This is a genomic window from Pseudooceanicola sp. NS-SX9 (assembly GCF_057380705.1).
Map to the genome: position 1 here is coordinate 1585916 of NZ_CM170818.1, position 25025 is coordinate 1610940.

General features: G+C 68.0%; 26 protein-coding genes. 13 read left to right on the forward strand and 13 right to left on the reverse strand.

Annotation, left to right across the window (positions count from 1 at the left end; genetic code table 11):
- Positions 1-119: 119 nt before the first annotated feature.
- From AC2ITM_RS07545 to AC2ITM_RS07570, 6 genes are all read right to left on the reverse strand, one after another.
- Positions 120-1439 carry a pyruvate dehydrogenase complex dihydrolipoamide acetyltransferase gene (locus AC2ITM_RS07545; RefSeq protein WP_486469200.1) on the reverse strand — a complete coding sequence of 440 codons (1320 nt, stop codon included), beginning with the start codon at positions 1437-1439 and terminating at the stop codon, positions 120-122.
- A gap of 14 nt (positions 1440-1453) precedes the next feature.
- On the reverse strand, positions 1454-2827 hold the full coding sequence (locus AC2ITM_RS07550; RefSeq protein ID WP_486469201.1) for a pyruvate dehydrogenase complex E1 component subunit beta: 1374 nt from the start codon (positions 2825-2827) through the stop codon (positions 1454-1456).
- 14 nt (positions 2828-2841) lie between these two features.
- Complete coding sequence (gene pdhA, locus AC2ITM_RS07555) at positions 2842-3858, reverse strand: pyruvate dehydrogenase (acetyl-transferring) E1 component subunit alpha (protein WP_486469202.1); 1017 nt, start codon at positions 3856-3858, stop codon at positions 2842-2844.
- 280 nt (positions 3859-4138) lie between these two features.
- Complete coding sequence (locus AC2ITM_RS07560) at positions 4139-4438, reverse strand: FtsB family cell division protein (protein WP_486469203.1); 300 nt, start codon at positions 4436-4438, stop codon at positions 4139-4141.
- Positions 4439-4644: 206 nt separating this feature from the next.
- Positions 4645-5559, reverse strand: coding sequence for a fructose bisphosphate aldolase (locus tag AC2ITM_RS07565; protein WP_486469406.1), 915 nt, complete (start codon positions 5557-5559; stop codon positions 4645-4647).
- A gap of 146 nt (positions 5560-5705) precedes the next feature.
- Complete coding sequence (locus tag AC2ITM_RS07570) at positions 5706-6875, reverse strand: phosphoglycerate kinase (RefSeq protein ID WP_486469204.1); 1170 nt, start codon at positions 6873-6875, stop codon at positions 5706-5708.
- A 126-nt stretch (positions 6876-7001) separates the two neighbouring features.
- On the opposite strand from AC2ITM_RS07570, the gene AC2ITM_RS07575 reads away from it, so the two are divergent.
- Complete coding sequence (locus tag AC2ITM_RS07575; RefSeq protein ID WP_486469205.1) at positions 7002-7508, forward strand: peptidylprolyl isomerase; 507 nt, start codon at positions 7002-7004, stop codon at positions 7506-7508.
- A complete protein-coding gene (locus AC2ITM_RS07580) occupies positions 7501-8055 on the forward strand; it encodes a peptidylprolyl isomerase (protein WP_486469206.1) in 555 nt (184 codons plus the stop codon). The genes AC2ITM_RS07575 and AC2ITM_RS07580 overlap by 8 nt, the downstream gene beginning before the upstream one ends.
- A gap of 280 nt (positions 8056-8335) precedes the next feature.
- On the opposite strand, the gene AC2ITM_RS07585 is transcribed toward AC2ITM_RS07580, so the two are convergent.
- On the reverse strand, positions 8336-9151 hold the full coding sequence (locus AC2ITM_RS07585) for a TPM domain-containing protein (protein ID WP_486469207.1): 816 nt from the start codon (positions 9149-9151) through the stop codon (positions 8336-8338).
- Entirely contained in the window at positions 9151-9975 is an 825-nt protein-coding gene (locus tag AC2ITM_RS07590; protein ID WP_486469208.1) for an isocitrate lyase/PEP mutase family protein, read from the reverse strand. The genes AC2ITM_RS07585 and AC2ITM_RS07590 overlap by 1 nt, the downstream gene beginning before the upstream one ends.
- A 105-nt stretch (positions 9976-10080) precedes the next feature.
- On the opposite strand from AC2ITM_RS07590, the gene AC2ITM_RS07595 reads away from it, so the two are divergent.
- From AC2ITM_RS07595 to AC2ITM_RS07615, 5 genes are all read left to right on the forward strand, one after another.
- Positions 10081-10860: a metallophosphoesterase family protein gene (locus AC2ITM_RS07595; protein ID WP_486469209.1), complete on the forward strand. Its 780-nt coding sequence runs from the start codon at positions 10081-10083 to the stop codon at positions 10858-10860.
- Between the two features lie 223 nt (positions 10861-11083).
- Positions 11084-12496 carry a cysteine--tRNA ligase gene (gene cysS, locus AC2ITM_RS07600; protein WP_486469210.1) on the forward strand — a complete coding sequence of 471 codons (1413 nt, stop codon included), beginning with the start codon at positions 11084-11086 and terminating at the stop codon, positions 12494-12496.
- A gap of 136 nt (positions 12497-12632) precedes the next feature.
- Positions 12633-14261: a citramalate synthase gene (cimA, locus tag AC2ITM_RS07605; protein ID WP_486469211.1), complete on the forward strand. Its 1629-nt coding sequence runs from the start codon at positions 12633-12635 to the stop codon at positions 14259-14261.
- 9 nt (positions 14262-14270) lie between these two features.
- The gene (locus AC2ITM_RS07610; protein ID WP_486469212.1) at positions 14271-15260 is read left to right on the forward strand and encodes an alpha/beta hydrolase; all 990 of its coding nucleotides are present in this window, start codon (positions 14271-14273) and stop codon (positions 15258-15260) included.
- Positions 15235-16035: a squalene/phytoene synthase family protein gene (locus AC2ITM_RS07615; RefSeq protein ID WP_486469213.1), complete on the forward strand. Its 801-nt coding sequence runs from the start codon at positions 15235-15237 to the stop codon at positions 16033-16035. The genes AC2ITM_RS07610 and AC2ITM_RS07615 overlap by 26 nt, the downstream gene beginning before the upstream one ends.
- 4 nt (positions 16036-16039) lie before the next feature.
- Here the strand turns inward: AC2ITM_RS07615 and cutA are convergent, their stop codons facing one another.
- From cutA to cobA, 4 genes are all read right to left on the reverse strand, one after another.
- On the reverse strand, positions 16040-16354 hold the full coding sequence (cutA, locus tag AC2ITM_RS07620) for a divalent cation tolerance protein CutA (protein ID WP_486469214.1): 315 nt from the start codon (positions 16352-16354) through the stop codon (positions 16040-16042).
- Positions 16351-17577, reverse strand: a complete 1227-nt coding sequence (locus AC2ITM_RS07625) for an MFS transporter (protein WP_486469215.1) — start codon at positions 17575-17577, stop codon at positions 16351-16353. Before AC2ITM_RS07625 ends, cutA begins: the two co-directional genes overlap by 4 nt.
- Before the next feature lie 147 nt (positions 17578-17724).
- The gene (locus tag AC2ITM_RS07630; protein WP_486469216.1) at positions 17725-19014 is read right to left on the reverse strand and encodes a cobyrinic acid a,c-diamide synthase CobB; all 1290 of its coding nucleotides are present in this window, start codon (positions 19012-19014) and stop codon (positions 17725-17727) included.
- Positions 19011-19859, reverse strand: a complete 849-nt coding sequence (gene cobA / locus AC2ITM_RS07635) for a uroporphyrinogen-III C-methyltransferase (RefSeq protein WP_486469217.1) — start codon at positions 19857-19859, stop codon at positions 19011-19013. Before cobA ends, AC2ITM_RS07630 begins: the two co-directional genes overlap by 4 nt.
- A 165-nt stretch (positions 19860-20024) precedes the next feature.
- Between cobA and AC2ITM_RS07640 the strand changes: the two genes are divergently transcribed.
- From AC2ITM_RS07640 to AC2ITM_RS07660, 5 genes are all read left to right on the forward strand, one after another.
- Positions 20025-21062 carry a cobalt-precorrin-5B (C(1))-methyltransferase gene (locus AC2ITM_RS07640; protein ID WP_486469218.1) on the forward strand — a complete coding sequence of 346 codons (1038 nt, stop codon included), beginning with the start codon at positions 20025-20027 and terminating at the stop codon, positions 21060-21062.
- On the forward strand, positions 21059-21790 hold the full coding sequence (locus AC2ITM_RS07645; protein ID WP_486469219.1) for a precorrin-6A/cobalt-precorrin-6A reductase: 732 nt from the start codon (positions 21059-21061) through the stop codon (positions 21788-21790). Before AC2ITM_RS07640 ends, AC2ITM_RS07645 begins: the two co-directional genes overlap by 4 nt.
- Positions 21787-22419, forward strand: a complete 633-nt coding sequence (locus AC2ITM_RS07650; protein WP_486469220.1) for a DNA-3-methyladenine glycosylase family protein — start codon at positions 21787-21789, stop codon at positions 22417-22419. Before AC2ITM_RS07645 ends, AC2ITM_RS07650 begins: the two co-directional genes overlap by 4 nt.
- On the forward strand, positions 22416-23081 hold the full coding sequence (locus tag AC2ITM_RS07655; protein WP_486469221.1) for an alpha/beta hydrolase: 666 nt from the start codon (positions 22416-22418) through the stop codon (positions 23079-23081). The genes AC2ITM_RS07650 and AC2ITM_RS07655 overlap by 4 nt, the downstream gene beginning before the upstream one ends.
- Positions 23082-23197: 116 nt before the next feature.
- Entirely contained in the window at positions 23198-23761 is a 564-nt protein-coding gene (locus AC2ITM_RS07660) for a MarR family winged helix-turn-helix transcriptional regulator (RefSeq protein WP_486469222.1), read from the forward strand.
- On the opposite strand, the gene AC2ITM_RS07665 is transcribed toward AC2ITM_RS07660, so the two are convergent.
- On the reverse strand, positions 23692-24120 hold the full coding sequence (locus AC2ITM_RS07665; protein WP_486469223.1) for a VOC family protein: 429 nt from the start codon (positions 24118-24120) through the stop codon (positions 23692-23694). The two genes, AC2ITM_RS07660 and AC2ITM_RS07665, sit on opposite strands and share 70 nt — an antisense overlap.
- A gap of 267 nt (positions 24121-24387) precedes the next feature.
- Between AC2ITM_RS07665 and AC2ITM_RS07670 the strand changes: the two genes are divergently transcribed.
- Complete coding sequence (locus tag AC2ITM_RS07670; RefSeq protein ID WP_486469224.1) at positions 24388-24975, forward strand: HNH endonuclease; 588 nt, start codon at positions 24388-24390, stop codon at positions 24973-24975.
- Positions 24976-25025 lie beyond the last annotated feature (50 nt).

Genomic DNA, 25025 nt, shown 5'->3' on the forward strand with positions numbered 1-25025 from the left:
GATGTTGCCATGGGCCGGGATGGATCGACCGTCGGAGGCGGCGGGGGATCGGGACGGGGCGAGCCAACATGAAAAGGCCCGCTCAGAGGAGCGGGCCTTTGCCTTGCTGCGATGCCGGATCAGGCCAGCATCATCATCGGGTTTTCCAGGTTCTCGACGATGACCTTCAGCAGGTCGGCGCCGAGCGCCCCGTCGATCACGCGGTGGTCGACCGACATGGTCACCGACATCACCGTTGCGACCTCGATCTCGCCGGCGTCGTTGACGACGGCCTTCTTGACGCCCGAGCCGACGGCCAGGATGCCTGCATGCGGCGGGTTCACGATGGCGTCGAAATTGTCGATGCCGAACATGCCGAGGTTGGAGATCGCGAAGGAACCGCCCTGGTATTCATGCGGCGCGAGCTTGCGGTCGCGGGCGCGTTTCGCCAGGTCCTTCATCTCGGCCGAGAGGGCCGAGAGGGATTTCATGTCCGCATCCTTCAGCACCGGGGTGAACAGGCCACCCTCGATCGCCACGGCGACGGCCACGTCGGAGGGCTTGAGCTGCAGCACACGATCACCCGCCCAGACCGCGTTGGCGGTGGGCACGGCCTGCAGCGCCAGCGCCACGGCCTTGATGATGAAGTCGTTGACCGACAGCTTCACGCCGCGCCCTTCGAGCTGCTTGTTCAGCTGCGAGCGGAACTTGAGCAGCGCGTCGAGCTTGATGTCGCGACGCAGGTAGAAGTGCGGAATGGTCTGCTTGGCTTCCGACAGGCGCGCCGCGATGGTCTTGCGCATCCCGTCGAGCTTGACCGCCTGGAAGTCGCGACCCTCGTACATCTTGATGACCTGCTCGGCCGAGGGGCCGGCGGGGGCGGCCTTGGCGACCGGTGCGGCCTCGGCCTTGGCAGCGGGGGCTGCGGCGGCGGGGGCTGCGGCGGGTTTCGCCACGGCGTTTTCCACGTCGGCCTTGACGATGCGGCCATGCGGGCCGGAGCCCGTCAGCGTCGCAAGGTCGAGGCCCTTCTGGGCGGCGATGCGGCGGGCCAGCGGCGAGGCGAAGATGCGCCCGCCATCAGCTGCCTTCGGGGCGGCCGGAGCCGCGGAGCCCCCTGCGGGGGCCGCCTTGGCACCGGCGTCGGCGGCAGGCGCCGCCTCCGGCGCAGCGGCAGCGGCGGGCGCGGGGGCCTTGCCGAGGTCTGCCGCGGATTCGCCGTCCTCCAGCAGGATGGCGATCGGTGCGTTGACCTTCACGCCTTCCGTCCCGGCGGGGATCAGGATCTTGCCGACGACGCCTTCATCGACGGCTTCGAATTCCATCGTCGCCTTGTCGGTCTCGATCTCGGCCAGCAGGTCACCGGCGGCGACGGTGTCGCCTTCCTTGACCAGCCATTTCGCCAGCGTGCCTTCCTCCATGGTCGGAGAGAGGGCAGGCATCAGGATTTCCGTGGGCATGTCTCTCTCTTCCCTTACCGGTAGGTGACTTTCTTCACCGCTTCGATGACTTCGGCGGTGGTGGTCAGCGCCAGCTTTTCAAGGTTGGCGGCATAGGGCATCGGCACGTCCTTGCCGGTGCAGTTGATCACGGGCGCATCGAGGTAATCGAAGGCGTTTTCCATGATGTAGGCCGACAGGTGGTTGCCGATGGAGCCGACGGGGAAGCCTTCCTCGATCGTGACGACGCGGTTGGTCTTCATCACCGAGGCGAGGATCGAGTCGTAGTCGATCGGGCGCAGTGTCCGCAGGTCGAGGACCTCGGCCGAGATGCCTTCCTCGGCCAGCTTGTCCGCGGCTTCCAGCGCATATTTCATGCCGACGCCGAAGGAGATCAGCGTGACATCGGTGCCTTCGCGCCAGATCCGGGCCTTGCCGAAGGGAATGGTGAAATCTTCCAGGTCGGGGACCTCGAACGATTGCCCGTAGAGCAGTTCGTTTTCCAGGAAGATGACCGGGTTCGGGTCGCGGATCGCGGACTTCAGCAGGCCCTTCGCGTCAGCGGCGGAATAGGGCATGACGACCTTCAGGCCGGGGATCATCGCGTACCAGGCGGCGTAGTCCTGGCTGTGCTGCGCGCCCACGCGGGCGGCGGCACCGTTCGGACCACGGAAGACCATCGGCGCACCCATCTGGCCACCGGACATGTAGAGCGTCTTGGCGGCCGAGTTGATGATGTGGTCGATCGCCTGCATGGCGAAGTTGAAGGTCATGAACTCGACGATGGGCTTCAGCGTGCCGAAGGCGGCGCCGACGGCGATGCCGGCAAAGCCGTGTTCGGTGATCGGGGTGTCGATCACCCGCTTGGCGCCGAATTCGTCCAGCAGGCCCTGGGACACCTTGTAGGCGCCCTGGTATTCGGCGACTTCCTCGCCCATCAGGAAGACCGTCTCGTCCGAGCGCATTTCCTCGGCCATCGCGTCGCGCAGGGCTTCGCGGACCGTCTGGGTCTTCATCGGGGTGCCTTCGGGGAAATCGGGGCTGGCCTTCGATTTCGGCGCGGCAGGGGCGGGCGCTGCGGCCTGGGCGGCCACGGGCGCTTCGGCCTTGGGGGCTTCGGCGACGGGGGCGGCCGCGGGGGCGGCGCCGATGTCGTCGGCCGATTCACCTTCTTCCAGCAGCACGGCGATCGGTTCGTTGACCTTCACGCCTTCGGTGCCGGCCGCGATCAGGATCTTGCCGACGACGCCTTCGTCGACGGCTTCGAATTCCATCGTCGCCTTGTCGGTCTCGATCTCGGCCAGGATGTCACCGGCAGAGACGGTGTCGCCTTCCTTGACGAGCCACTTCGCGAGGGTGCCTTCCTCCATGGTCGGAGAGAGGGCGGGCATCAGGATTTCGGTGGGCATTCTTGTCGTCTCCCTCAGGCGTCTTGCTCTTGCGGCGCCAGTTCGGCGTAGATGTCGGTCCAGAGCTGGTCGAGCGACGGTTCCGGGCTTTCCTTCGAGAACTCGGCGGCCTTGTTGACGATCTCCTTGATGGTCTTGTCGATCGCCTTCAGGTCATCCTCGGTCGCGTGTTCGCCGGTCAGCAGCATCTGGCGGACGCCCTCGATCGGGTCGTGCTTTTCGCGCATGTTCTGCACTTCCTCGCGGGTCCGGTATTTCGCCGGGTCCGACATGGAGTGGCCGCGGTAGCGGTAGGTCTTGACCTCGAGGATATAGGGGCCTTCGCCGGCGCGGCAGTGCTCGACCGCCTTTTCACCGGCAGCCTTGACGGCCAGCACGTCCATGCCGTCCACCTGCTCGCCGGGGATGCCATAGGCCTCGCCACGCTTGTAAAGCTCGGCCGAGGAGGTCGAGCGCTTCTGCGCGGTGCCCATGGCGTATTGGTTGTTCTCGATCACGAAGATCACCGGCAGCTTCCACAGGGCCGCCATGTTGAAGGTCTCGTAGACCTGGCCCTGGTTGGCGGCGCCGTCGCCGAAATAGGCGAAGGTCACGCGGTCGTTGCCCAGGTACTTGTCGGCAAAGGCCAGACCCGCGCCGATCGGCACCTGCGCGCCGACGATGCCGTGGCCACCATAGAAATGCTTCTCTTTCGAGAACATGTGCATGGAGCCGCCCTTGCCCTTGGAATAGCCGCCTTCGCGGCCCGTGAGCTCGGCCATGACGCCATCGGGGTCCATGCCGCAGGCCAGCATGTGGCCGTGGTCACGGTACGAGGTGACGCGCTTGTCACCTTCGCTGGCTGCGGCTTCAAGGCCGACCACAACGGCTTCCTGGCCGATGTAGAGGTGGCAGAAGCCACCGATCAGACCCATGCCGTAAAGCTGCCCGGCCTTCTCTTCGAAGCGGCGAATGAGCAGCATGTCGTGGTAGTACTTCTTCAGCTCATCGGCCGAGATGTTCGGCTTGGCTGCAGATTTGCGGGTCGCCATCAGGTGTCCTCCCCGTATTGACCGTGGAATCGGTAAGCGATCTTGGGATAGTTTAGTATTAAACTATCCCCTACAGCAATTCCCCGCGGGATGCGAGGGCGAATTTGACGCAAGTGGCAGCCTAGGCGTGCTTTCCCGTTCCGCAAGAGGGATTTGCATGGAATGCAGCCGTCGGCAGCGCGCCGCGGAATTGCCGCGTTGCAGCGGAAATGACCGTGCAGATGCAGAAAAGGCCCGGCAATGCCGGGCCCCGGGGCGCGGGAATGCGCAAAGGCGGTGATTACTGAAGGACGAATTCGTCGCCGCGGATCTGGCCCAGCATGTCGCGGGCCTGCTGATCCAGCAGATCGAGATCCAGATAGCCGTCGGTCAGCCGGTGGCTGCGGTTGTCGATGACGTCGATCTGCTGTTGCAGCGCGGCCAGACGGTTGCGCAGCTGGGCGGTGTCGGCCTCGACCTCGGCGCGGGCGAAGATGCCGAATTCCCCCTGGATGGCGGCAAAGGCAAAGTAGAGCCCCAGCATCAGCACGATGCTGAAATAGATGAACATCCCGAACCCGGGGCGTGACTGCGCGCTCATGGCCTCAACTCCTTGTGCGCCCCGAGGGGGCGCCTTTGGAGGCGTCCCTTGGGGGCCCGTCTCGGGCGGACGGTGCCTGGGTAATATGGCACAGCCGATTCGACAGGGGAATCCCTTTCGCACCGGCAAAAGAAAAGGGGGCGACAAGTCGCCCCCTGTCCGGACTGTCCCGCAAGGGACCCGGAAGTCGTTCTGCAGCCGGGGCCTCAGCCCGCGACCGATGCCTGGTAGATGCCGTCGATGGTGGCGGCCAGGGTGGCGTCGAAATCGGCATCCGACTGCTGGGCCGAAAGGCCTTCGGTCAGCGCCCGCGAGAAGGAGGCGATCATGCCGGTCTGGCGCGACAGGCGGTCGTTGGCCTCTTCGCGCGAATAGCCGCCCGACAGCGCCACGACCTTCATGACCTTCGGGTGATCGACCAGGGGCTTGTACTGGTTGTCGACCTCGGGGATCGTCAGTTTCAGCATGACCTCGATGCCTTCGGGCAGGGCGTCCAGCGCCGCCAGCAGCGCGTCGCGCAGCAGGTCTTCGGCCTCGGCCTTGTCGGCGATGGTGATGGTCACCTCGGGCTCGATGATCGGGATCAGGCCATAGGACAGGATCTTCTTGCCGACTTCGAACTGCTGTTCGACCACCTTGTTGATGCCCACCGGGTTCGCCGCATCGACGACCGAACGCATCTTGGTGCCGAAGATGCCCTTCGACACGGCCTTGGCCAGCAGGGCGTCGATCTCGGGCATGGGCTTCATCAGCTTGACGCCGTCCTCGGCATCATCAAGGCCCTTGTCGACCTTCAGGAAGGGAACGACCTGGGTTTCCTTCCACAGGTATTCGGCGGTGGGCAGGCCGTCGATCTCGCCGTCCATGGTGCGTTCGAACAGGATCGCGCCGATCACCTTCTCGCCGTTGAAGGCGGGGGACTTGATGATGCGCGCGCGCATGTCGTGCATCAGCTGGAACATTTCCTCTTCCGAGGAATAGGCGTCTTCCTCGATGCCATAGAGCTTCAGCGCCTTCGGGGTCGAGCCGCCGCTCTGGTCGAGGGCGGCAATGAAGCCGTCGCCGCTGCGGATCTGCTCGGCCATCGCCGGATCGGTCTTGACCATTTCGGCCTGCATCATGTCGCTCATATCAATCGCCTGAAATTAAGGGGTTCATGAAAAGGCGGGGCTCTCCTCCGCCCGCTTACCCCTGTCTAGGCGACAGGGGTAGACACTTCAATCGGGGTTGCGCTAACGCGCCGGGACGGGGGGCGATTTCCGGCCCCTCAGCCCTCCAGCGCCGCAACGCCGGGCAGGGTCTTGCCCTCCATCCATTCCAGGAAGGCGCCGCCCGCGGTCGAGATATAGGTGAAATCGGCCGCCGCACCGCTGGCATTCAGCGCCGCCACCGTGTCACCGCCCCCCGCGACCGAGGTCAGCTGGCCCGCCTTGGTCAGCGCGGCCGCCTGCAGCGCCGCAGCATTGGTCGCGGTGTCGAAGGGCTCGATCTCGAAGGCGCCAAGGGGGCCGTTCCAGATCAGCGTCTTCGCCTCGGCAAAGGCTTCGGCGATGCGGGCCACGGCCTCGGGGCCTGCGTCGAGGATCATCGCATCCTCGGGGCATTCGCCCGCGCCCACGGTCTCGCAGGCGGCACCGGCCTTGAATTCGCGCGCCACCACCACGTCCGAGGGCAGGATGATCTCGCAGCCGATGTCCTGGGCCTTCAGCATGATCTTCTGGGCGGTGTCGGCCATGTCGACCTCGGCCAGGGACTTGCCGATGGGCAGGTGCTGGGCCACCAGGAAGGTGTTGGCCATGCCGCCGCCGATGACCAGCTTGTCGACCTTCTCGATCAGGTTCTCCAAAAGGTCGAGCTTGGTCGACACCTTGGCGCCGCCGACGACCGCGATCACCGGGCGCACGGGCGTGCCAAGGGCGCCTTCCAGCGCCTCCAGCTCGGCCTGCATCAGCCGGCCGGCGCAGGCGGGCAGTTCACGCGCCAGGGCCTCGGTGCTGGCATGGGCACGGTGGGCGGCGGAAAATGCATCGTTGCAATAGATGTCGCCAAGCGCCGCGATCTGCTTGGCGAAGGCGGGGTCGTTCTTTTCTTCGCCGGGGTAGAAGCGGATGTTCTCCAGCAGCACGACGGGGGCGTCGATGGTGTCGAGTGCCGCGAAATCCTCGGCAAAGGCCACGTCCTGGCCCAGGGCCGTTTCCAGCGCGGGCAGGGTGATTTTCAGGCTCATCTCGGGGACGACCTTGCCCTTGGGACGGCCGAAATGGGCGATCAGCAGTGCCCGGCCGCCCTTGGCCACGATGTCCTGCACGGTGGGGACGATTCGCTCGATCCGCGTGGCATCGGTGACACGGCCATCTTCGACCGGCACGTTGATGTCGACGCGCACCAGCACGCGCTTGCCCGAAAGATCCATGTCATCAAGGGTTTTCCAGCCCATGAGGCAATCTCCTTTAACCAATTTGCGAGATTTCTCGCCTGCCCCGGGACGGGGGTCAACAGGCTGTGCTTGGCAATCGGTGCATCAGTCAATATTGCTGGCGCAAACATGTGGAAGGAGAGGCAAATGGCCGAAATCAAGGATCCCGAGAACACGATCCTCATGGAGCTGAAGAACGGCACCGTCGTGATCGAGCTCCTGCCGGACGTGGCGCCCAAGCACTCGGAACGGATGAAGGAACTCGCGCGGGCGGGTCTTTATGACGGGGTGGTCTTCCACCGCGTGATCGAAGGCTTCATGGCGCAGACCGGCGACGTGGCCAATGGCAACAAGACCGGCGATTTCAACCTGCGCATGGCGGGCACGGGCGGTTCCGACCTGCCGAACCTGCCGGCGGAATTCTCGCGTCTGCCGCATGACCGCGGCACCCTGGGCGCGGCACGCAGCCAGAACCCGAATTCGGCCAACAGCCAGTTCTTCATCAACTTCAACGACAACCACTTCCTGAACGGGCAGTACACGGTCTATGGCCGCGTGATCTCGGGCATGGAACATGTGGATGCGATCGTGCGCGGCGAGCCGCCGGCAGATCCCGACATGATGATCACGGTCAAGGTTGCCGCGGATGCGTGAGCTTCTGATGGCCGTTGCGTGCGTGGCGGGGCTTGCGGGCCCGGCTGCGGCGACCGGTCTGGACATAGAGATCGCGGGCGAGGCCAACGGCACCGTCCATATCGACCTCTATGACAAGAAGGCACCCAAGAACGTGGCGCAGGTGGTCGAGCTGGCGAAGGAAGGGGCGTATAACGACGTCTACTTCCACCGCGTGATCGACGGCTTCATGGCACAGACCGGCGACGTGCAATACGGCAAGGTGGGCGGCGATCTGCGCATGGCAGGTCGCGGCGGTTCGCATCTGCCGGATGTGCCGGCGGAATTCAGCGACATTCCCTTCAAGCGGGGCACCGTGGGCATGGCGCGCAGCCAGGACCCGAACTCGGCCAATTCGCAGTTCTTCATCATGTTCGCGCCGGGCGATTTCCTGAATGGCCAGTACACGGTCATCGGCGAAGTCACCAAGGGCATGGATGTGGTCGACAAGATCAAGCGCGGCATGGGCCAGAACGGCTCGGTCATCGGCGAGCCCGACCGCATGGTCAAAGTCACCGTCACCCCCTGAGGCGACGGTTGATCCTTAAGGATCGGAGCGGGCGGGGTTTTCCCCGCCCGTTGCCATTTGCGGGGCCGGGTTGGCGGGGGCTGTGGAACCGGCACGTTTGGCGGCTTGCCATGGCCGCCAGGGCACGGTTGCCGTTGCCGTTGCCGTTGCCGTTGCCGTTGCCGTTGCCGTTGCCGTTGCCGTTGCCGTTGCCGTTGCCGTTGCCGGGGATCAGGGCCACGGGACCGGACGGGCCGCTATGGCGGACGTTTCACTCCCGGCGGGGCGCAACTTGGCGCGTTCAGGGGTGGTCCGGGGCGGTGTCGTGGGCCTGTGCAAGGCGGCCACCGGGTTCGGGCAGCACGATCTGGCGCCGGTCGTGGTAGCTGCAATAAAGGCACCAGGTGTCCTGCAGGGCGCGGCCAGGCAGGCGCGGTACCGGGCGCAGCACCATCCGACGGGCCCGGCGCAGGCCACCGCGGCGGTGGCACTGCGGGCAGGCGCTGGCCACCAGCCGCAGGCTGGCCGCCCGCCGGTAAAGCAGTGCCCCAAGAAACGCCAGCGTGAAGACCGCAAGCCCCGTCAGATGCAACGCCCGGTGGCTGCCTGCGGGGGGCAGGCCCTCGGCATGGGGCCGGGCGATGCGGTCACGGGTGGCCAGGGCGGCCTGCGTCAGCGCCGGGGCAAAAGCCCCCTGGCGCAGGTCGGGTTGCAGGGTGCCTTCCAGGATCTCGCGGGCGATGCGGTCCCAGCGGGGGCCATAGCCCGCGCCCAGCTCGATCCGGGCACGGCGCTCGCTGGCGATGAGCAGCACCAGGATGCCGTCCTTGCGCCGCACATCGCCGATCGCCCAGTCGGTGAACAGCCGCTGGCTGAACGCCTCCAGGGTCTCGCCGGGGCGAAAGTAGCGGGTGTCGGGCAGGGTGACGATGTCGATCTGCGGGCCCAGCTGGCGCCGGGCCTGCTGCAGCGCATGGTTCAGCGTCTGCGCCTGATCCGGGGGCAGCAGGCCAGCCAGGTCGCTGACGTAGCCGCACTGGCGCGCGGGCAGGTCCTGCGCGGCCAGCGGACCCGCGCAGACCAGCACCAGGCAGGCCGCCGCGCGCAGGCCCCGCATCAGCCCCGCGCCGCGCCGGTTTCCAGCATGTGGTCGATGGCCGGCCCCGCGACGGATTTCTTCAGCCGCGAGAAGGATCCGTCCTCGTAGACCTCGTTCATCGCGTCCAGGATCGCCCGGTGCGTCACCCGCGCCAGCGCCGATCCAAGCGAGATCCGCGCCACCCCGATGCGGGCGAAATCGGCGCGGGCATAGCTGGCGAGCGTGCCCATCGCGATGGCGTTCACCGGCACCGAGACATGCGTCACGACGCGCTCCAGGTCCTCGAAGCTGGCAAGGCCCGGGACATAGACGCAATCGGCGCCGGCCTCCTCGAAGGCCTTGATGCGCGCCAGCGCCTCTTCCAGGTCGTAATGGCCGTGCACCAGCCCGTCGGCGCGCGCCACCAGCACCATGTCGCGGGGCAGGGCGCGCATGGCGGCGGCGGCCGCGGCGATGCGTTCGACCGCCAGGGCATGATCATAGGCCGCAGCCCCGCCGCGGGTCACATCCTCGATCGAGAGGCCGGCCAGCCCGGTATCCGCCGCCAGCCGCAGGGTTTCGGCCACCGTGTCGGGATCATCGCCAAAGCCGTTCTCAAGATCCGCCGAGACCGGCAGGTCGGTGGCCGCGACCATGGCCGCGGCATGGGTCAGGGCCTCGTCGCGGGTAACCTGACCGTCGGGCTTGCCGATGGTAAAGCCGAAGGCCGCGGAAGAGGTGCCGATGGCCTGGGCGCCCATCGCGGCCAGCATCCGGGCCGATCCCACGTCCCAGGCATTGGCCAGCACAAAGGGGTGGCCGGGCTGGTGCAGCGCGCGGAACGCGGGACCTGGATCGTGCATCTTTCGCCTCCTGGACATTCTGTTGCGGAAGGGTTTCGCAGATCCCGGCGTGTTGCAAGGGGTTTGGGCTTGCCAGAATGCCGCGGAACGGCAAGGCTCCGCGACATGAGGACGCTTGCCGCAAGAAGACTGGCGCCGCTCGGGGGGCGCTTTGCCGTGATGGCCGACATCCACGGCAACGGCGATGCTTTGCGCGCCGTGCTGGCCGATATCGACCACTTCGCCCCCGGCGAGATCCTGGTGCTGGGCGATCACTTCAGCGGGCCCCTGGATGCGGCGGCGGCGGCCGACCAGCTGCTGGGGCGGCCCTTCATCGCGCTGCGCGGCAATCATGACCGCTATCTGCTGGACCAGCCGCAGGCCGATCTGGCGCCATCGGACCGGGCGGCGCGCGACGTGCTGGATCCCTGTGCGATGGCCTGGCTGGCCGATCTGCCCGAGGTGCTGGATTTCGGCGATGTCTGGGCCTGCCACGCGATGCCCTGGGACGACAACCGCTACTGGACCCATGCCGTGCAGCCCGACGGCAGCGTCGTGCTGCGCCATGTCGACGATATCGCGGCCGAGGTCGCGCAGGCCGGCATCACGGCCTCGCTGATCCTGTGTGCCCATACCCATCTGCCGGTGACCATGCGCCTGCCCGGCGGGCAGATCCTGCTGAACCCCGGATCGGTCGGCTGCCCGGCCTATCGCGACGACCTGCCGGTGCCGCATGTGATCGAGACCGGCCATGCCCATGCCGCCTGGGCCCTGGTCGAGCGCCGCGAGGGCCACTGGTCGATCAGCCAGCGCTTCGTGCCCTACGACACCACGGCCATGGTCGGACGCGCCCGCGCCCATGCCCGCTGGGACTGGGCCCGCGCGGTCGAGACCGGATTCCTCTGACGCACATCGCTGTGACAATTGAAGGCTTGGCAGGCGCGGGGGGCTTCGCTATGAACGCCCCCATGACGAAGCGCTGCATCATTACCGGCTGCATTATTCCCTGCTGAGAGTTTTCTCGCGGGCCGCTTCCTCGTTTCCCTGTCGCAAAGGATCCTGAAAGCCGCCCGCGGGCGACGTGCCTTCAGGACAGCCCGGTGCCGAGGTGGCCCCACAGGAGCGAGACATGACCGAGATCAAGCTGCACAACGCCCGCACCCGGAAGAAGGAGGTCTTTGCTCCGATTACCGAAGACAACGTGCGGATGTATGTCTGCGGGCCGACGGTCTATGACCGCGCGCATCTGGGCAATGCGCGCCCCGTGGTGGTCTTCGACACGCTCTACCGGCTGCTGCGGCATGTCTACGGGCCGGATCACGTGACCTATGTGCGCAATTTCACCGATGTCGACGACAAGATCAACGCGACGGCGCTGGCGCGCAAGGAGGCGGGCGCCCCCGGCACGCTGGAGGAGCTGATCGCCGAGCGCACCGAAGAGACGATCGCCTGGTATCATCAGGACATGGATGCGCTTGGCACGTTGCGCCCCGATCACGAGCCCCGCGCCACCGCCTTCATCGGCCAGATGATCGCGATGATCGAGGGGCTGATCGCGGGCGGTCATGCCTATGCGGCCGAGGGCCATGTGCTGTTCTCGGTGGCCAGCTACAAGAATTACGGCGCGCTGTCGGGGCGTTCGGTCGAGGACATGATCGCGGGCGCCCGGGTCGAGGTCGCGCCCTACAAGCGCGATCCGATGGATTTCGTGCTGTGGAAGCCCTCGTCGGACGATCTTCCGGGCTGGAACAGCCCCTGGGGCCGCGGGCGTCCGGGCTGGCACATCGAATGCTCGGCCATGAGCTATGAACTGCTGGGGGCGAGTTTTGACATCCATGGCGGCGGCATCGACCTGCAGTTCCCGCACCACGAGAACGAGATCGCGCAAAGCTGCTGTGCCCATCCCGAGGCCGATTTCGCGCGTTTCTGGCTGCACAACGAGATGCTGCAGGTCGAGGGCAAGAAGATGTCCAAGAGCCTGGGCAATTTCTTCACCGTGCGCGATCTGCTGGACCAGGGCGTGCCGGGCGAGGTGATCCGCATGGTCTTCCTTGGCACCCATTACGGCAAGCCGATGGACTGGACAGAGAAGAAGCGCCAGGAAGCTGAGAAGACGCTGCGCAAGTGGCGCGCTCAGTTGCAAGGGGTTGAAAGCACGGCCAGGCCTGCCGTTGGTCCGGAGTCTGTTCTGGCGGCTTTGGCGGATGATCTGAATACTCCGCTGGCGATGGCGCGTCTTCACAAGCTTTCGGCCGATGGTGATCTGAAGCAGCTCTTTGCCAACCTGAAGCTGATGGGGCTTGGAGAGGGTTGGGAGGATGGCCTCAAGGTGGATGTCGGGGCGGTCGTGGTGCTCCACCCCTACAAGGAATTGTTGAGCGCGGTGCGCGCGGCGGCGATGGAGAGCAAGGATTTCTCGGAGGTGGACCGGCTGAAGCAGGCGCTGGTCGCGGCCGGTGTCGAGGTGCGGATGTCGAAGGCGGGGGTCGAGCTGATCCCGGGGCCGGGGTTCGACGCGGGCAAGCTGGAGGGGCTGGCGTGACGCATCCGGCAGGCCGGGTCAGGGGGCTGTCTGCCCCCTCTGGCGCGCGGGCGCGCGCCATTCACCCCCGAAGGTATTTCGGACAAGAAAATGATCAGGGACGGGGCGCTGCGGCGGCCCCGGCGGGAGGAGCCTGATGGAACGTCTTTATCTTTATGACACCACGCTGCGCGATGGGCAGCAGACCCAGGGCGTGCAGTTTTCCACGCCCGAGAAGATCCGCATCGCGGCGATGCTGGACCTGCTGGGGGTCGATTACATCGAGGGCGGCTGGCCGGGGGCGAACCCCACTGACAGCGCCTTTTTCGAGGCGGCGCCTGCGACGCGGGCGCAGATGACGGCCTTTGGCATGACCAAGCGGGCCGGTGTTTCGGCAGAGAACGACGACGTGCTGGCGGCGGTGGTGAATGCCGGGACCGGGGCTGTGTGCCTGGTGGGCAAGACCCATGATTTTCATGTCACCACGGCGCTTGGCATTTCGCTGGCGGAGAATGTCGAGAACATCGCGCGCTCGGTCGGCTACCTGGTGTCGCTGGGGCGCGAGGCGCTGTTCGATGCCGAGCATTTCTTTGACGGCTGGAAGGCCAACCGGGACTATGCGCTGGAGTGCATCCGGGCGGCGCTGGCGGCGGGGGCGCGCTGGATCGTGCTGTGCGACACCAATGGCGGCACGCTGCCCGTCGAGACCGGAGAGATCGTGCGCGAGGTGATCGCGGCCGGCATCCCGGGCGAGCGGCTGGGCATCCACACCCATAATGACACCGCCAATGCGGTGGCCTGCTCGCTGGCGGCCGTCGATGCCGGGGTGCGCCAGATCCAGGGCACGCTGAATGGCCTGGGCGAGCGCTGCGGCAACGCCAACCTGATCACCCTGATCCCGACGCTGCTGCTGAAGGAGCCCTATGCCAGCCGCTATGAAACCGGCGTCCCGCGTTCGGCGCTGGCCAGCCTGGTGACGGTGTCGCGGCAGCTGGATGACATCCTGAACCGGGTGCCGGTGAAACAGGCGCCCTATGTGGGGGCCTCGGCCTTTGCGCATAAGGCGGGGCTGCACGCGAGCGCGATCCTGAAGGATCCCTCGACCTATGAACATGTCGATCCGGCGATCGTCGGCAACGAACGGGTCATCCCGATGTCGAACCAGGCCGGCCAGTCGAACCTGCGGCGGCGGCTGGCGGATGCCGGGCTGGCGGTGGAAAAGGGCCATCCCGCCCTGGCCGAAATCCTGACCGAGGTGAAGGCGCGCGAGGATCAGGGCTATACCTACGACAGCGCCCAGGCCAGTTTCGAACTGCTGGCGCGGCGTCAACTGGGCCAGCTGCCCACCTTCTTCGAGGTCGAGCGCTACCGCGTCACCATCGAGCGGCGCAAGAATGACAAGGGCCAGGTGATCAGCGTCTCGGAGGCGGTGGTCGTGGTCCATGTCGAGGGCGAGAAGATCCTGTCGGTCTCGGAAAGCCTCGATGCGCAGGGCAATGACCGGGGCCCCGTGAACGCGCTGTCGAAGGCGCTGGCGAAGGATCTGGGCAAGTACCAATGCGTCATCGACGACATGCGGCTGGTCGATTTCAAGGTGCGCATCACCCAAGGCGGGACCGAGGCCGTGACCCGCGTCATCATCGACAGTATGGATGGCGAGGGGCGGCGGTGGTCCACCGTGGGGGTGTCGGCCAACATCGTCGATGCCTCGTTCGAGGCGCTGGTCGATGCCGTCACCTGGAAGCTGCTGCATGCCCAGCAGGCCCGGGTGCCGGCCGAGGTCTGAGGCGGGGGGATGAGCCTCGACGGGATTTCGGACACGGTGATGCGGGTGGCGGTGGTCGGCGTGGTGCTGCCCGCCGCGCTGATCCTGTCGCAGTGGCGCTGGCGGATGCCGGGGCGGGGCGGGCTGAACTTTGACCGGCTGGCCGGGCCGCTGCGCCCGCCGCTGCCGGTGGGCCGGATTGCCCTGCGCGACGGGCTGGAGCTGCCGGTGCGCCGCCTGATAGGCCCGGAGGACGGGCCGCTGGTGATCCTGCTGCACGGCCCCGGCTGGCATGGCGGCCAGTTCGACGGGCTGGCCCATGCGCTGGCCGATCATGCCGATGTGGTGGTGCCGGACCTGCGCGGCCATGGGGCGGCGCCGGGGCGGCGGGGCGATGTCGATCACGCCGGCCAGCTGGAAGAGGATATCGTCGATCTGATCGGCGCCTGTGCCCGGCCCGGCCAGAAGGTCGTGCTGCTGGGGCACAGCGCCGGCGGCGGGCTGGCAGTGCGCTTTGCCGGCGGCACCTTCGGAGAGCGCATCCATGCCGCCGTCCTGCTGGCGCCGGATCTGGGGCTGCGGGCGCCGACGGCGCGGCCGGGCGTGTCCAGCTGGGCGCGGGTGCTGCGCCGCCGGATGGCGGGGCTGCGGCTGCTGAACGCGATGCGCGTCCATGCTTTCGACCGGCTGACCGTGCTGCAGTTCGACCTGCCCCGGCGCCTGCTGGAAGGTCCCGAGGGCGCCCTGCGCCGCACCGCCTATTCCTGGCGCATGGTGCAATCTCTGACGCCGCGCCGCGACTGGACGCGCGATGTCGCCGCGCTGCCGCGGTTCCTTCTGCTGGTGGGCGAAAAGGACGAGGCCTTCCGCCCCGGCCTTTATGCCCCTGCCATGTCCGCCGTCACCCGGCGCGGCGATTATCACCTGCTGCCGGAGATCGGGCATCTCGACCTGGTCGATGCTCCTTCGGTCGCGCAACTGGTCGGAGAGTTCCTTGACCGCACCCGAGACGACGACTGACTGGTCCGATGACCTGACCGCCTGCGCCGCCCTGGTCGAGCGCGGCGACCCCGAGCGATTCCGTGCGGTGATGGCGGCCCCGGTGCCCGTGCGCGCGGTGCTGTTCCCGCTCTATGCCTTCAACATCGAGGTCAGCCGCGCCCCTTGGGTCACCCAGGAGCCGATGATCGCCGAGATGCGCCTGCAATGGTGGCGTGACGCGCTGGAAGAGATCGGCCGTGGCACCGGCATCCGGCGTCATGACGTGGTGACGCCGCTGTCGCAGCATCTGGATGCGACCGGTGCACATCTGCTGGACCGGCTGGTGGCGGCGCGCCGCTGGGATGTCTGGAAGGACCCGTTCGAGGACGAGGACGCCTTCCGAGACTACCTGGATGCGACCTCGGGGCATCTGCTGCGGGCGGGGGCGGGGATGCTGAGGGCCGACCTGCCCGAGACTGCCGCCCGCCAGGCGGGGCTGGTGCTGGGGCTGGCGAATTGGTTCCGCGCAGTGCCGGCGCTGGAGGGCTCGGGGCGGCAGCCGCTGGTCGATGGCCGGGCCGAACGGGTGGCGGCACTGGCGCAGGAGGGGCTTGCGGCGCTGGCGGATCTGCGGCGCGCGCGGGGAAGCGTCGACCGCGCGGCGGCGCCGCTGCTTTATGGTCTGCCGATGGCGGAAGCGGTGCTGAAGCTGGCGGCGGCGACACCGGCGCGGGTCAAGGACGGGGCACTGGACGTGGCGCCCTTCGCGCAGCGCTTTGGCCTGCTGAAGGCGGGGCTGTTCGGGCGCTGGTAGGGGGTCAGGGGGCGCGGGTCTCGGTGCGGACCCAGGCCTCGTGATCGGCATTGGTCGAAACCTCCCATCGCTGCAGCGCCGGAATGGCGTGGGAATGCAGGCGGCGGATGACGGCTTCGACCTCGGGTGCCAGTTCGGGGCGGGTCAGCAGGGTCAGGGGGAATTCCTCTTCCTGCACGATCCGGCCGTCGCGGCGAAAGACCGTCGCCTGGGCCGCCGCGCGCGAGGCCTGGGCGATCAGGCGCTCTTGCAGCAGGGTCGAGGCGATCCGGTCGGCCTCTTGCACGGAGGCGCAGAAGAGGGTGATTTCCAGGATCATTGCGTCGGGGCCTCCCTTGGGCGCAGCACCAGCCAGATCAGCGCGGCCCCCGCCAGCACGATCAGCGGCGCCATCGCCAGGCTGACCGCATCCCAGCCTGCCTTGGGACTGCCGCCCGAGCAGTTCATCAGCCCGCCCGAGGCGAGCGAGGCCAGCGTCACGCCGCCGAAGACGATCAGGTCGTTCAGCCCCTGCATCCGGCCGCGTTCCTCGGGGGCATGGGCCGAGGCGAGCATGGTCGTGGCGCCGATGAAGCCGAAGTTCCAGCCGATCCCCAGCAGGATCAGCGCCCCGAAGAAATTGCCCAGGTGTACGCCGCTCAGCGCGACGATGCCGGCACCGGCCAGGATCAGCAGGCCCAGGCCCATGATGCGTTCGACCCCGAAGCGGGCGATCAGCGCGCCGGTGAAGAAGCTGGGGACATACATCGCCAGCACATGCGAGGTCACGATGTCGGCGGCATTGCCGCGGGTATAGCCGCAGCCCACCACCGCCAGCGGCGTCGAGGTCATCATCAGGTTCATCAGCGCATAGGAGACCGTGGCGCAGATCACCGCGACGGCGATGCGCGGGGTGGTGATCAGCTGCCGCCGACTGCGGCCGCGGGGCGCATCGGCATGGGGTGCGGGCGGGCGCGGAATGTCGAGGAACAGGAACAGCCCCGCTCCCAGCAGGTTGATCACCACGATGGTCAGGTAGGTCCCGAGGAACGGCACCACCATCGCATCCGAGGTCAGCTTGACCAGCTGTGGCCCGATCACCGCGGCGGCCAGCCCCCCGGCCATCACGTAGGAGATCGCCTTGGGCCGGAACCCTTCGGAGGCGGTATCGGTGGCGGCGAAGCGGTAGAAGCCCTGCGCCGACATGTAGACCCCGGTCAGCAGCGAGCCCAGCAGGAAGATCGGGAAGGAGGCAAGGTACAGCCCCGTCGCTCCCACCAGCGCCCCCGCGGTGCCGCAGGTGACGCCGGTCCAGAAGCCCGCGCGGCGGCCGTAGCGCTGCATCAGCGCGGAAACCGGGGTGGCTGCCAGCATCGAGCCCAGCACGATCAGCGAGATCGGCAGGGTGGCAAAGCAGGGATTTCCGGCCAGGCTTTGCCCGGCCAGGCCGCCGATGGTGAAGATCATCGGCATCTGGGCGCCCAGCACGGCCTGTGCCAGCACCAGGACGGTCACGTTGCGCCGGGCGCGGCGGTCATCGGGGAGGAGGGCTGTGTCGCTCATGGGGCAGCGGTAGCTTGCGCTGCGTCAGGCGACAAGAGTCTGTTACCGCCGGTGCGGCATTGCGGCGCGGGGATCTGAGGCGCTGCGCGCCTCAGGCCTCCGGCGGGAGTATTTTGGGCCAGATGAAAGAACCGCGTGGTGCGGGGATCAGGCGCGGTCGATCAGGTGGGCGAAGCTGCCCATGGCATGGCCCTGGATGAGGCCCATGGGCGGCAGGGGCGTGCCTTCGGCATCGGTGGCGGTGAAGAGGGGTGTGCCCTCGGCCCGCAGCGTGGTGGCATAGTGGAATTCATGTCCCCGCCAGGGGCCGGTGAAGGGGGGCGTGGCGGTTTGCAGATGCCGGTAGCCGAGGTGAAGGCGGCGTTTTGCAAAGCTGGTGTCGAGGCGCAGCAGGCCCGCCATGCGGTGGGTGGTGCCCTCGGCATCGGTGAGGGTGTCGCCCATCATCATGTAGCCGCCGCATTCGCCGTAGACCGGGTTGTGGGCGGCATGGGCGCGCAGGCTGTCGAGGGTGCGGGTGTTGGCGGCCAGGCGGCCGGCATGCAGTTCTGGGTAGCCTCCGGGCAGGAAGAGGAAATCGGCCCGGGGCGCGGGTTCGTTCGCGAGGGGCGAGAAGAAGCTGATCTGGGCACCGGCTGCGCGCCATTGCTGCAGCAGATGCGGATAGGTGAAGGCGAAGGCCGCGTCCCGGGCGATGCCGATATGCTGGGCGGGGGGCGGCAGGGGCCGTGCGGCGGGACTGTCGGGCAGCGGCCGGGCCAGCGCCAGCAGCCTTTCGGTGTCGAAGGGGGTATCGCCTTCGGTGCCGCGGGCCAGGGCATCTGCCGCGCGGTCGAGGAAGGCGGAGAGATCGGCGGTTTCCTCGGCCTGGACAAGGCCCAGGTGGCGCGAGGGCAGGGCCAGATCGGTGCGCCGGGGCAGGGTGCCCAGCACCGGCAGGCCGAGGGGTGCAAGGGCCCGGCGCAGCATGGTGACATGGCGCAGAGAGCCGGTGCGGTTCAGGATCACGCCCGCTATGCAAACCGAAGGGTCGTGGTTTGCAAAGCCTGCGACCAGCGGGGCGATGCTGTGGGCCATGCGGCCTGCATCGACCACCAGCACCACCGGCAGGTTCAATTGGCGCGCCAGATCGGCGGCGGCGCCGCGGCCATCGGGGGGGGCGCCGTCGAACAGGCCCATGGCGCCTTCGATGACCAGCAGGTCGGCAGGGGCCGAGCGGGCCAGGGTGGCGATGCGGTCGGGGGCCATCGCCCAGGCGTCGAGGTTCAGCGAGGGGGTGCCGGTGGCGGCCTCGTGAAAGCGCGGATCGATGTAGTCGGGGCCGGACTTGGCGCCGCGGACGGCCTGGCCCTGACGGGCCAGCAGCCGCAGCAGGGCCAGCGTCAGGGTGGTCTTGCCCGCGCCCGAGGAGGGCGCGGCGAGGATCAGCCCCTTCACGGGGTCTCGGCCGGCAGGCCCCGGCCCAGCGGGTCGAGGTTGCGCGGTGCGGCCCCTGCGGCCAGGGCCTGCCAGTCCAGCACCTGCCGCATCAGCACCGAGCGGCCGATGCACAGGATCGCCGGTGGTTCCAGCCCCGAGGCGTCGATGTCGTCGGCCAGCCGTCCCAGGGTCGTTTCCAGCACCTGCTGGTCGGGGGTGGTGGCGTTGCAGACCACGGCTGCCGGTTCGTCGGCCGGGCGGCCTGCGGCGATCAGTTCATCGGCGATGCGGCGGGCGTGCTTCATGCCCATGTAGATCACCAGAACCTGGGCGCCCTCGGCGATGGCGCGCCAGTTGAGCGATCCGGGCGTTTCGCCCGACTGGTCATGGCCGGTGACGAAGGTCACCGACTGGTTGACGTCGCGGTGCGTCACCGGGATGCCGGCATAGGCCAGGCCACCGATGCCCGCGGAAATGCCGGGAATGATGCGGAAGGGCACACCATGCTGGATCAGGGTCTGGGCCTCTTCTCCGCCGCGGCCGAAGACGAAGGGATCGCCGCCCTTGAGGCGCAGCACGCGCTTGCCCTCTTTCGCCATGTCGACGAGGCGCAGCGAGATGTCGCGCTGCTTGGCCGAGGGTTTGCCGCCGCGCTTGCCGGCATAGACATGTTCGGCCTGGGGCGCCCAGGAGAGGATCTCTTCGGCGACGAGGGCGTCGTAGATCACCACATCCGCCTGGCGCAGGGCATTGAGCGCATGCAGCGTCAGCAGGCCCGGATCACCGGGACCGGCACCGCAGAGCCAGACCCAGCCGGGCTCGAGAACCGGCCAGGCGCCGGAGGGAAGCATCGAGTCGTTCATGGGGGGCATTATGCCCCCGGGCGGCGGCGACGGGAAGGTGGTGCGGCCAATAAGTCCGGGTGGTTTCCGGGGCTTGGGCTGTGCGGAACGGTGTTCGTCGGGGCAGGGGCTGTGCGGGGCAGATTTCCGTGGCGCAGGGCGCGGGCGGGCCTATGATCCCGCCGCATGAGCCGGATCCCCGATACCCCCCTGCGCCGTGGCTGGACCACGGGCGCCTGTGCCACCGCCGCGCTGAAGGCCGCCTTGCTGGCGCTGTGGAAGGCGCCGGTCGACACCGTGCAGATCCGCCTGCCGCGCGGCGAGGAACCGGTGTTCCAGGTGTCCGAACAGCGCCGGGGCGCGGGCTGGGCCGAGGCGGGGGTGATCAAGGATGCGGGCGATGATCCGGATGTGACCCATGGCGCGCTGATCCGGGTGCGGGTGTGTCCGGGCGGCGAGGGCATCCGCTTTGTCGCGGGCGAGGGCGTGGGGACGGTGACGCGGCCCGGCCTGCCGCTGCCGGTGGGCGCGGCCGCGATCAACCCGGTGCCGCGGCAGATGATGGAGGAGGTGCTGCGCGATCTTTGTGCGCAGACCGGGCACGAGATGGATGCCGAGATCACGGTTTCGATTCCCGGGGGGGCGGCGCTGGCCGGCAAGACCTGGAACCCGCGGCTGGGGATCCTGGGGGGGCTTTCGGTGCTGGGGACGACCGGCATCGTGCGGCCGTTTTCCTGCGCGGCCTGGATTGCCTCGATCCACCGGGGGGTGGATGTGGCGCGGGCCGGGGGGCTGGAGCATGTGGCGGGATGCACCGGGGCCACGTCCGAGCGGGTGGTGCAGGCGCTGCATGGCCTGCCCGAAATGGCGATGCTCGACATGGGGGATTTCGCGGGGGGGCTGCTGAAATATGTCTCGGCCCATCCGGTGGCGCGGGTGACGATCGGTGGCGGCGTGGGCAAGCTGGTGAAGCTGGCACAGGGGGCGGGGGATCTGCATTCCGGCCGCAGCCAGGTGGATTTCGCGCGTCTGGCCGAAGAGCTGGGGCGGCCCGAGGTCGAAATGATGCGCACCGCGCTGCAGGTGCTGGAGACGGTGCCGGGCTTTGGGGACTACGTGGCACAGGGGGCGCTGGTCGAGGTGCGGCGCCGGCTGGCGCCGGGGATCGCGGCGGATGTGGTGGTGATCGACCGGGCCGGGACCATCGTGGGGCGGGCGCAATGACGCTGCTGCTGCTGGGGGGCACGGCCGAGGCCCGGGTTCTGGGGGGCAAGCTTGCCGAGGCGGGCAGGCCCGCCGTCGTCTCGCTTGCGGGGGCGGTGCGCAGCCCCGCCCCCCAGCCCCTGCCCATGCGTCTGGGCGGGTTCGGCAGTGATGCGGGCTTTGCCGACTACCTGGCGCGCGCGGGGATCACCCGGGTGCTGGATGCGACCCATCCCTTTGCCGCGCGGATCACCGGACGGGCGGTTCGGATCTGTGCGGGTCTGGGCCTGCCCTATGCGCGTCTGTCGCGGCCGGGCTGGCAGGCGGGGTCGGGGGACCACTGGCACCGGATCGATACGCCCGACGAGGCGGCGGCGATCATCCCCGTCGGCGCGCATGTCTTCATGGCCTCGGGGCGGCAGGCGCTGGCCGATTTCGCCTGTCTGGCCGACCGCCGCCTGATCGTGCGGGTGGTCGAGGACCGGGGCGATCCCTTTCCCCATCCCGGCGGGCGCTGGCTGGTGGCGCGGCCGCCCTTTGCCCAGGGCGCGGAAGAGGCGCTGTTTCGTGCCCTGCAGGTCCATTGGATCCTGGCCAAGGATTCCGGCGGGCCGGGGCGGGCCAAGCTGGATGCGGCGCGGACCCTCGGGCTGGGCGTCGTGCTGCTGAGCCGCCCCGCCGAGCCCGTAGGCGTGCCGGTCTTCGACAGCGTGGCCGCCGCGCTGCCCTGGGCCTTGCAGGTCCCATGACCCGGATCTCGACCCGGATCGACACCCCCGCGGATCTGCAGCGCGGCATGGCCTGGCTGGCCGCCCGCGATGCCGGTCTGGCCCGCGTCGTCGACACCCTGCCGATGCCGCCGCTGCGCCGCCGTCCGCCGGGCTATGCGGCAATCTTGCACATCATCACCGGCCAGCAGGTCTCGACCGCCAGTGCCGCGGCGATCTGGGCCCGGCTGGAGGCCGCGGGCCTGACCACCCCCGAGGCGGTGCGCGCGGGCGGCGAGGATGCGCTGCGCGCCTGCGGCCTGTCGCGCCCCAAGATCCGCTATGCCCTGGCGATTGCCGACCGCGCCGGGGATCTCGACGCGCTTGCGGGTCCGCCCGACGCCGCCATCGCGCAGCTGATCGCGCTGCCCGGGATCGGGCGCTGGTCGGCCGAGATCTATGCCCTGACCGCCCTGGGTCACGCGGATGTCCTACCGGCGGGCGATCTGGCCTTGCAGGAGGCCACGCGCCTCCTCTACGGATTGGACGCGCGGCCCACCGAGGCCTCATTGCGCGACAGGGGCGCTGCCTGGGCCCCCTGGCGCAGTGTCGCGGCCCGCCTGCTGTGGCAGTGGTATCGCGCGGAAACGAAAAGAGAAGGGCTGCAATGACACGGGTTCTGAACGCGGAACGACGCGAGGCACTTTCGGGAGAGACACGGTCTGTCGTCGTCTTCCTGCATGGCTACGGGGCCAATGGTGCCGACCTGCTGGGCCTGGCGGATCCGCTGGCCGAACATCTGCCCGACACGATGTTCATCGCCCCCGACGCCCCCGAAAGCGTGCCGGGCGCGCCCTTCGGCTATCAGTGGTTCCCGATCCCCTGGATCGACGGCTCGTCCGAGGAAGAGGCCGAGCGCGGCCTGATGGCGGCGACCGAAGACCTGGACGCCTTCCTGGATGCGCTGATGGTGGACGAGGACCTGCTGCCCGAACAGGTGGCGCTGGTGGGCTTTTCGCAGGGCACGATGATGTCGCTGCACGTGGCGCCGCGCCGCGAGGACCCCTTTGCCGGTGTCGTCGGCTTCTCGGGGCGGCTGCTGCGCTCCGAGCTGCTGGAGGACGAGGTGCAGTGCACCTTCCCGGTGCTGCTGGTGCATGGCGACATGGACGAGGTGGTGCCGCCGCAAAGCCTTCCGGCCGCCGCCGAGGCGCTGCAGGGCGCGGGCTTCAAGGAGGTCTTCGCCCATGTCATGAAGGGCACCGGCCACGGCATCGCCCCCGACGGGCTGTCGGTGGCGCTGGCCTTCCTGCGCGACAAGTGCGGCTTCTGACACCGGGCGCATGATCCCCTGAGGGGCGCCCGGCCAGAGGCGGCGCGGCGGGCTGCGGCGAAACGCGCAGCCTGCCCTCCGTTGCGCGGATATTCGCCGCAGGGTAGGTCTCGGACATGACGGTGAACCTCGAACAGATCATCTATCGCTGGATCAACAATGTCGGCTTCCAGTCCCGGAAGCGGATGGCCGAGCTGTTTCTGGCCCATGGCCATGATGTCACCCACGAGGAATGGGTCTATCTGCTGATCCTGTCTGGGCACGGCGCCATGACGGCCAGCGAACTGTCGCAGGAAACCGCCCGTGACCGCACCACGGTGACGCGGATCATCGACGGGCTGGTGCGCAAGGGGCGGGTGCAGCGCCATGCCGATCCCGACGATCGCCGCCGCACGCTGGTCCAGCTGACACCGCAGGGCACCACCGACATGGCGGAACTGGTCCGCCTGGCGCTCTATCTGGATGTGCTGACCATGCGCGGCGTGCCGCCCGAGGATATCGAGGTCACCACCCGCACGCTGCGCCACATGACGCTGAACCTGATCGACCCGGCGATGAGCGCGCTGCTGCAAAAAAGCGCCATGACCGATGTCATCGGCCTGCCGCCGCTTCAGGCCTCGGGGAACCAGAGCCGGGGCTCTGAGAATTCCAGCGAATTGCCCGCCGGGTCGCGGAAATAGATCGAGCGCGCGCCGTTCGGCCAGTGGAAATCAGCCTCGATGGCGATGTTGCAGGCGCGCAGCCGCTCGGCCCAGGCCTGGATGCAGGCGGCCGAGGCCGAAAAGCACAGATGCCCCTCGCCGGTGGCCCCATGCGGCGGCACCGGCAGCGACAGATCGGCGCTGCCCAGCAGCGTTGCCTCGGCGCGGAAGATCAGCAGCATCGTCTGGCCCAGCCGGAAAAAGACATGCCGGCCCTCGGCCCGGCTGACCCGTTCCAGCCCCAGGACGGTGCCGTAGAAATTTTCGGCCGCGCCCAGGTCGTCGGCATAAAGCGCCGCTTCCAGCAGCGCCGCCGGAGCACTGATCCCCTCGGTCATGAAACCGCCTCCTGTCCTTGCTGCGACATTTCCGGGACCGGTCCCGCCGGACCCGCAGATGATCTAGGGCGCGGCCGCGCGCCGTCAGCCCCCCGGGAACGAAACGTTTGTCATTTGTGCGTTACGCTGAGGCGGTAGGCCTTTCCATGAACATCTATATATCATGAGGCTTGCCTGGGTGACGCCGCGATATATAGTAAGTTGACGCTGGGGCGGGTTCCCCGCTCTGGTGCCGAACGGGCAGTCAGGGCAGGAACGGAGTCGCAGATGGACGGAGATTTCAGAACGGAATTCGTGAGAGAGCCAGCGGCCCTCAAGCAGCACCCGGCCTTGGTGCTGAACGCGGATTACCGCCCCCTGTCATATTACCCCCTGTCGCTGTGGCCCTGGCAGGAGGCGATCAAGGCGGCCTGGCTGAACCGGGTCGACATCGTCGCCGAATACGACGCCTGGGTCCGAAGCCCCAGTACCGAGATACGGATCCCCTCGGTCGTTGTGCTGAAAGATTTCGTCCAACCCAGAAAGCGCGTGGCCTTCACGCGCTTTAATCTTTTCCTCAGGGACGAATTCCGCTGCCAGTACTGCGGATCGAAGGGCGATCTGACCTTTGACCATGTGGTGCCGCGCGCCTCGGGGGGGGTGACCAGCTGGGAAAACGTCGTGGCGGCCTGCGCGCCGTGCAACCTGAAGAAGGGGTCAAAAAGCCTGCGCCGGGCGGGCATGTCGCTGTGCAAACCGCCGCGCGCCCCGGTGGCCGAGGAACTGCGCAACCAGGGCCGCAAGTTCCCGCCGAACCATCTGCATGAAAGCTGGATGGACTACCTCTACTGGGATGCCGAGCTGGAACAGGACTAAGCCCCGCATCTGCGGGTTTGCGCCGGCGGGGGCCTCTTCGCCATGCCAGC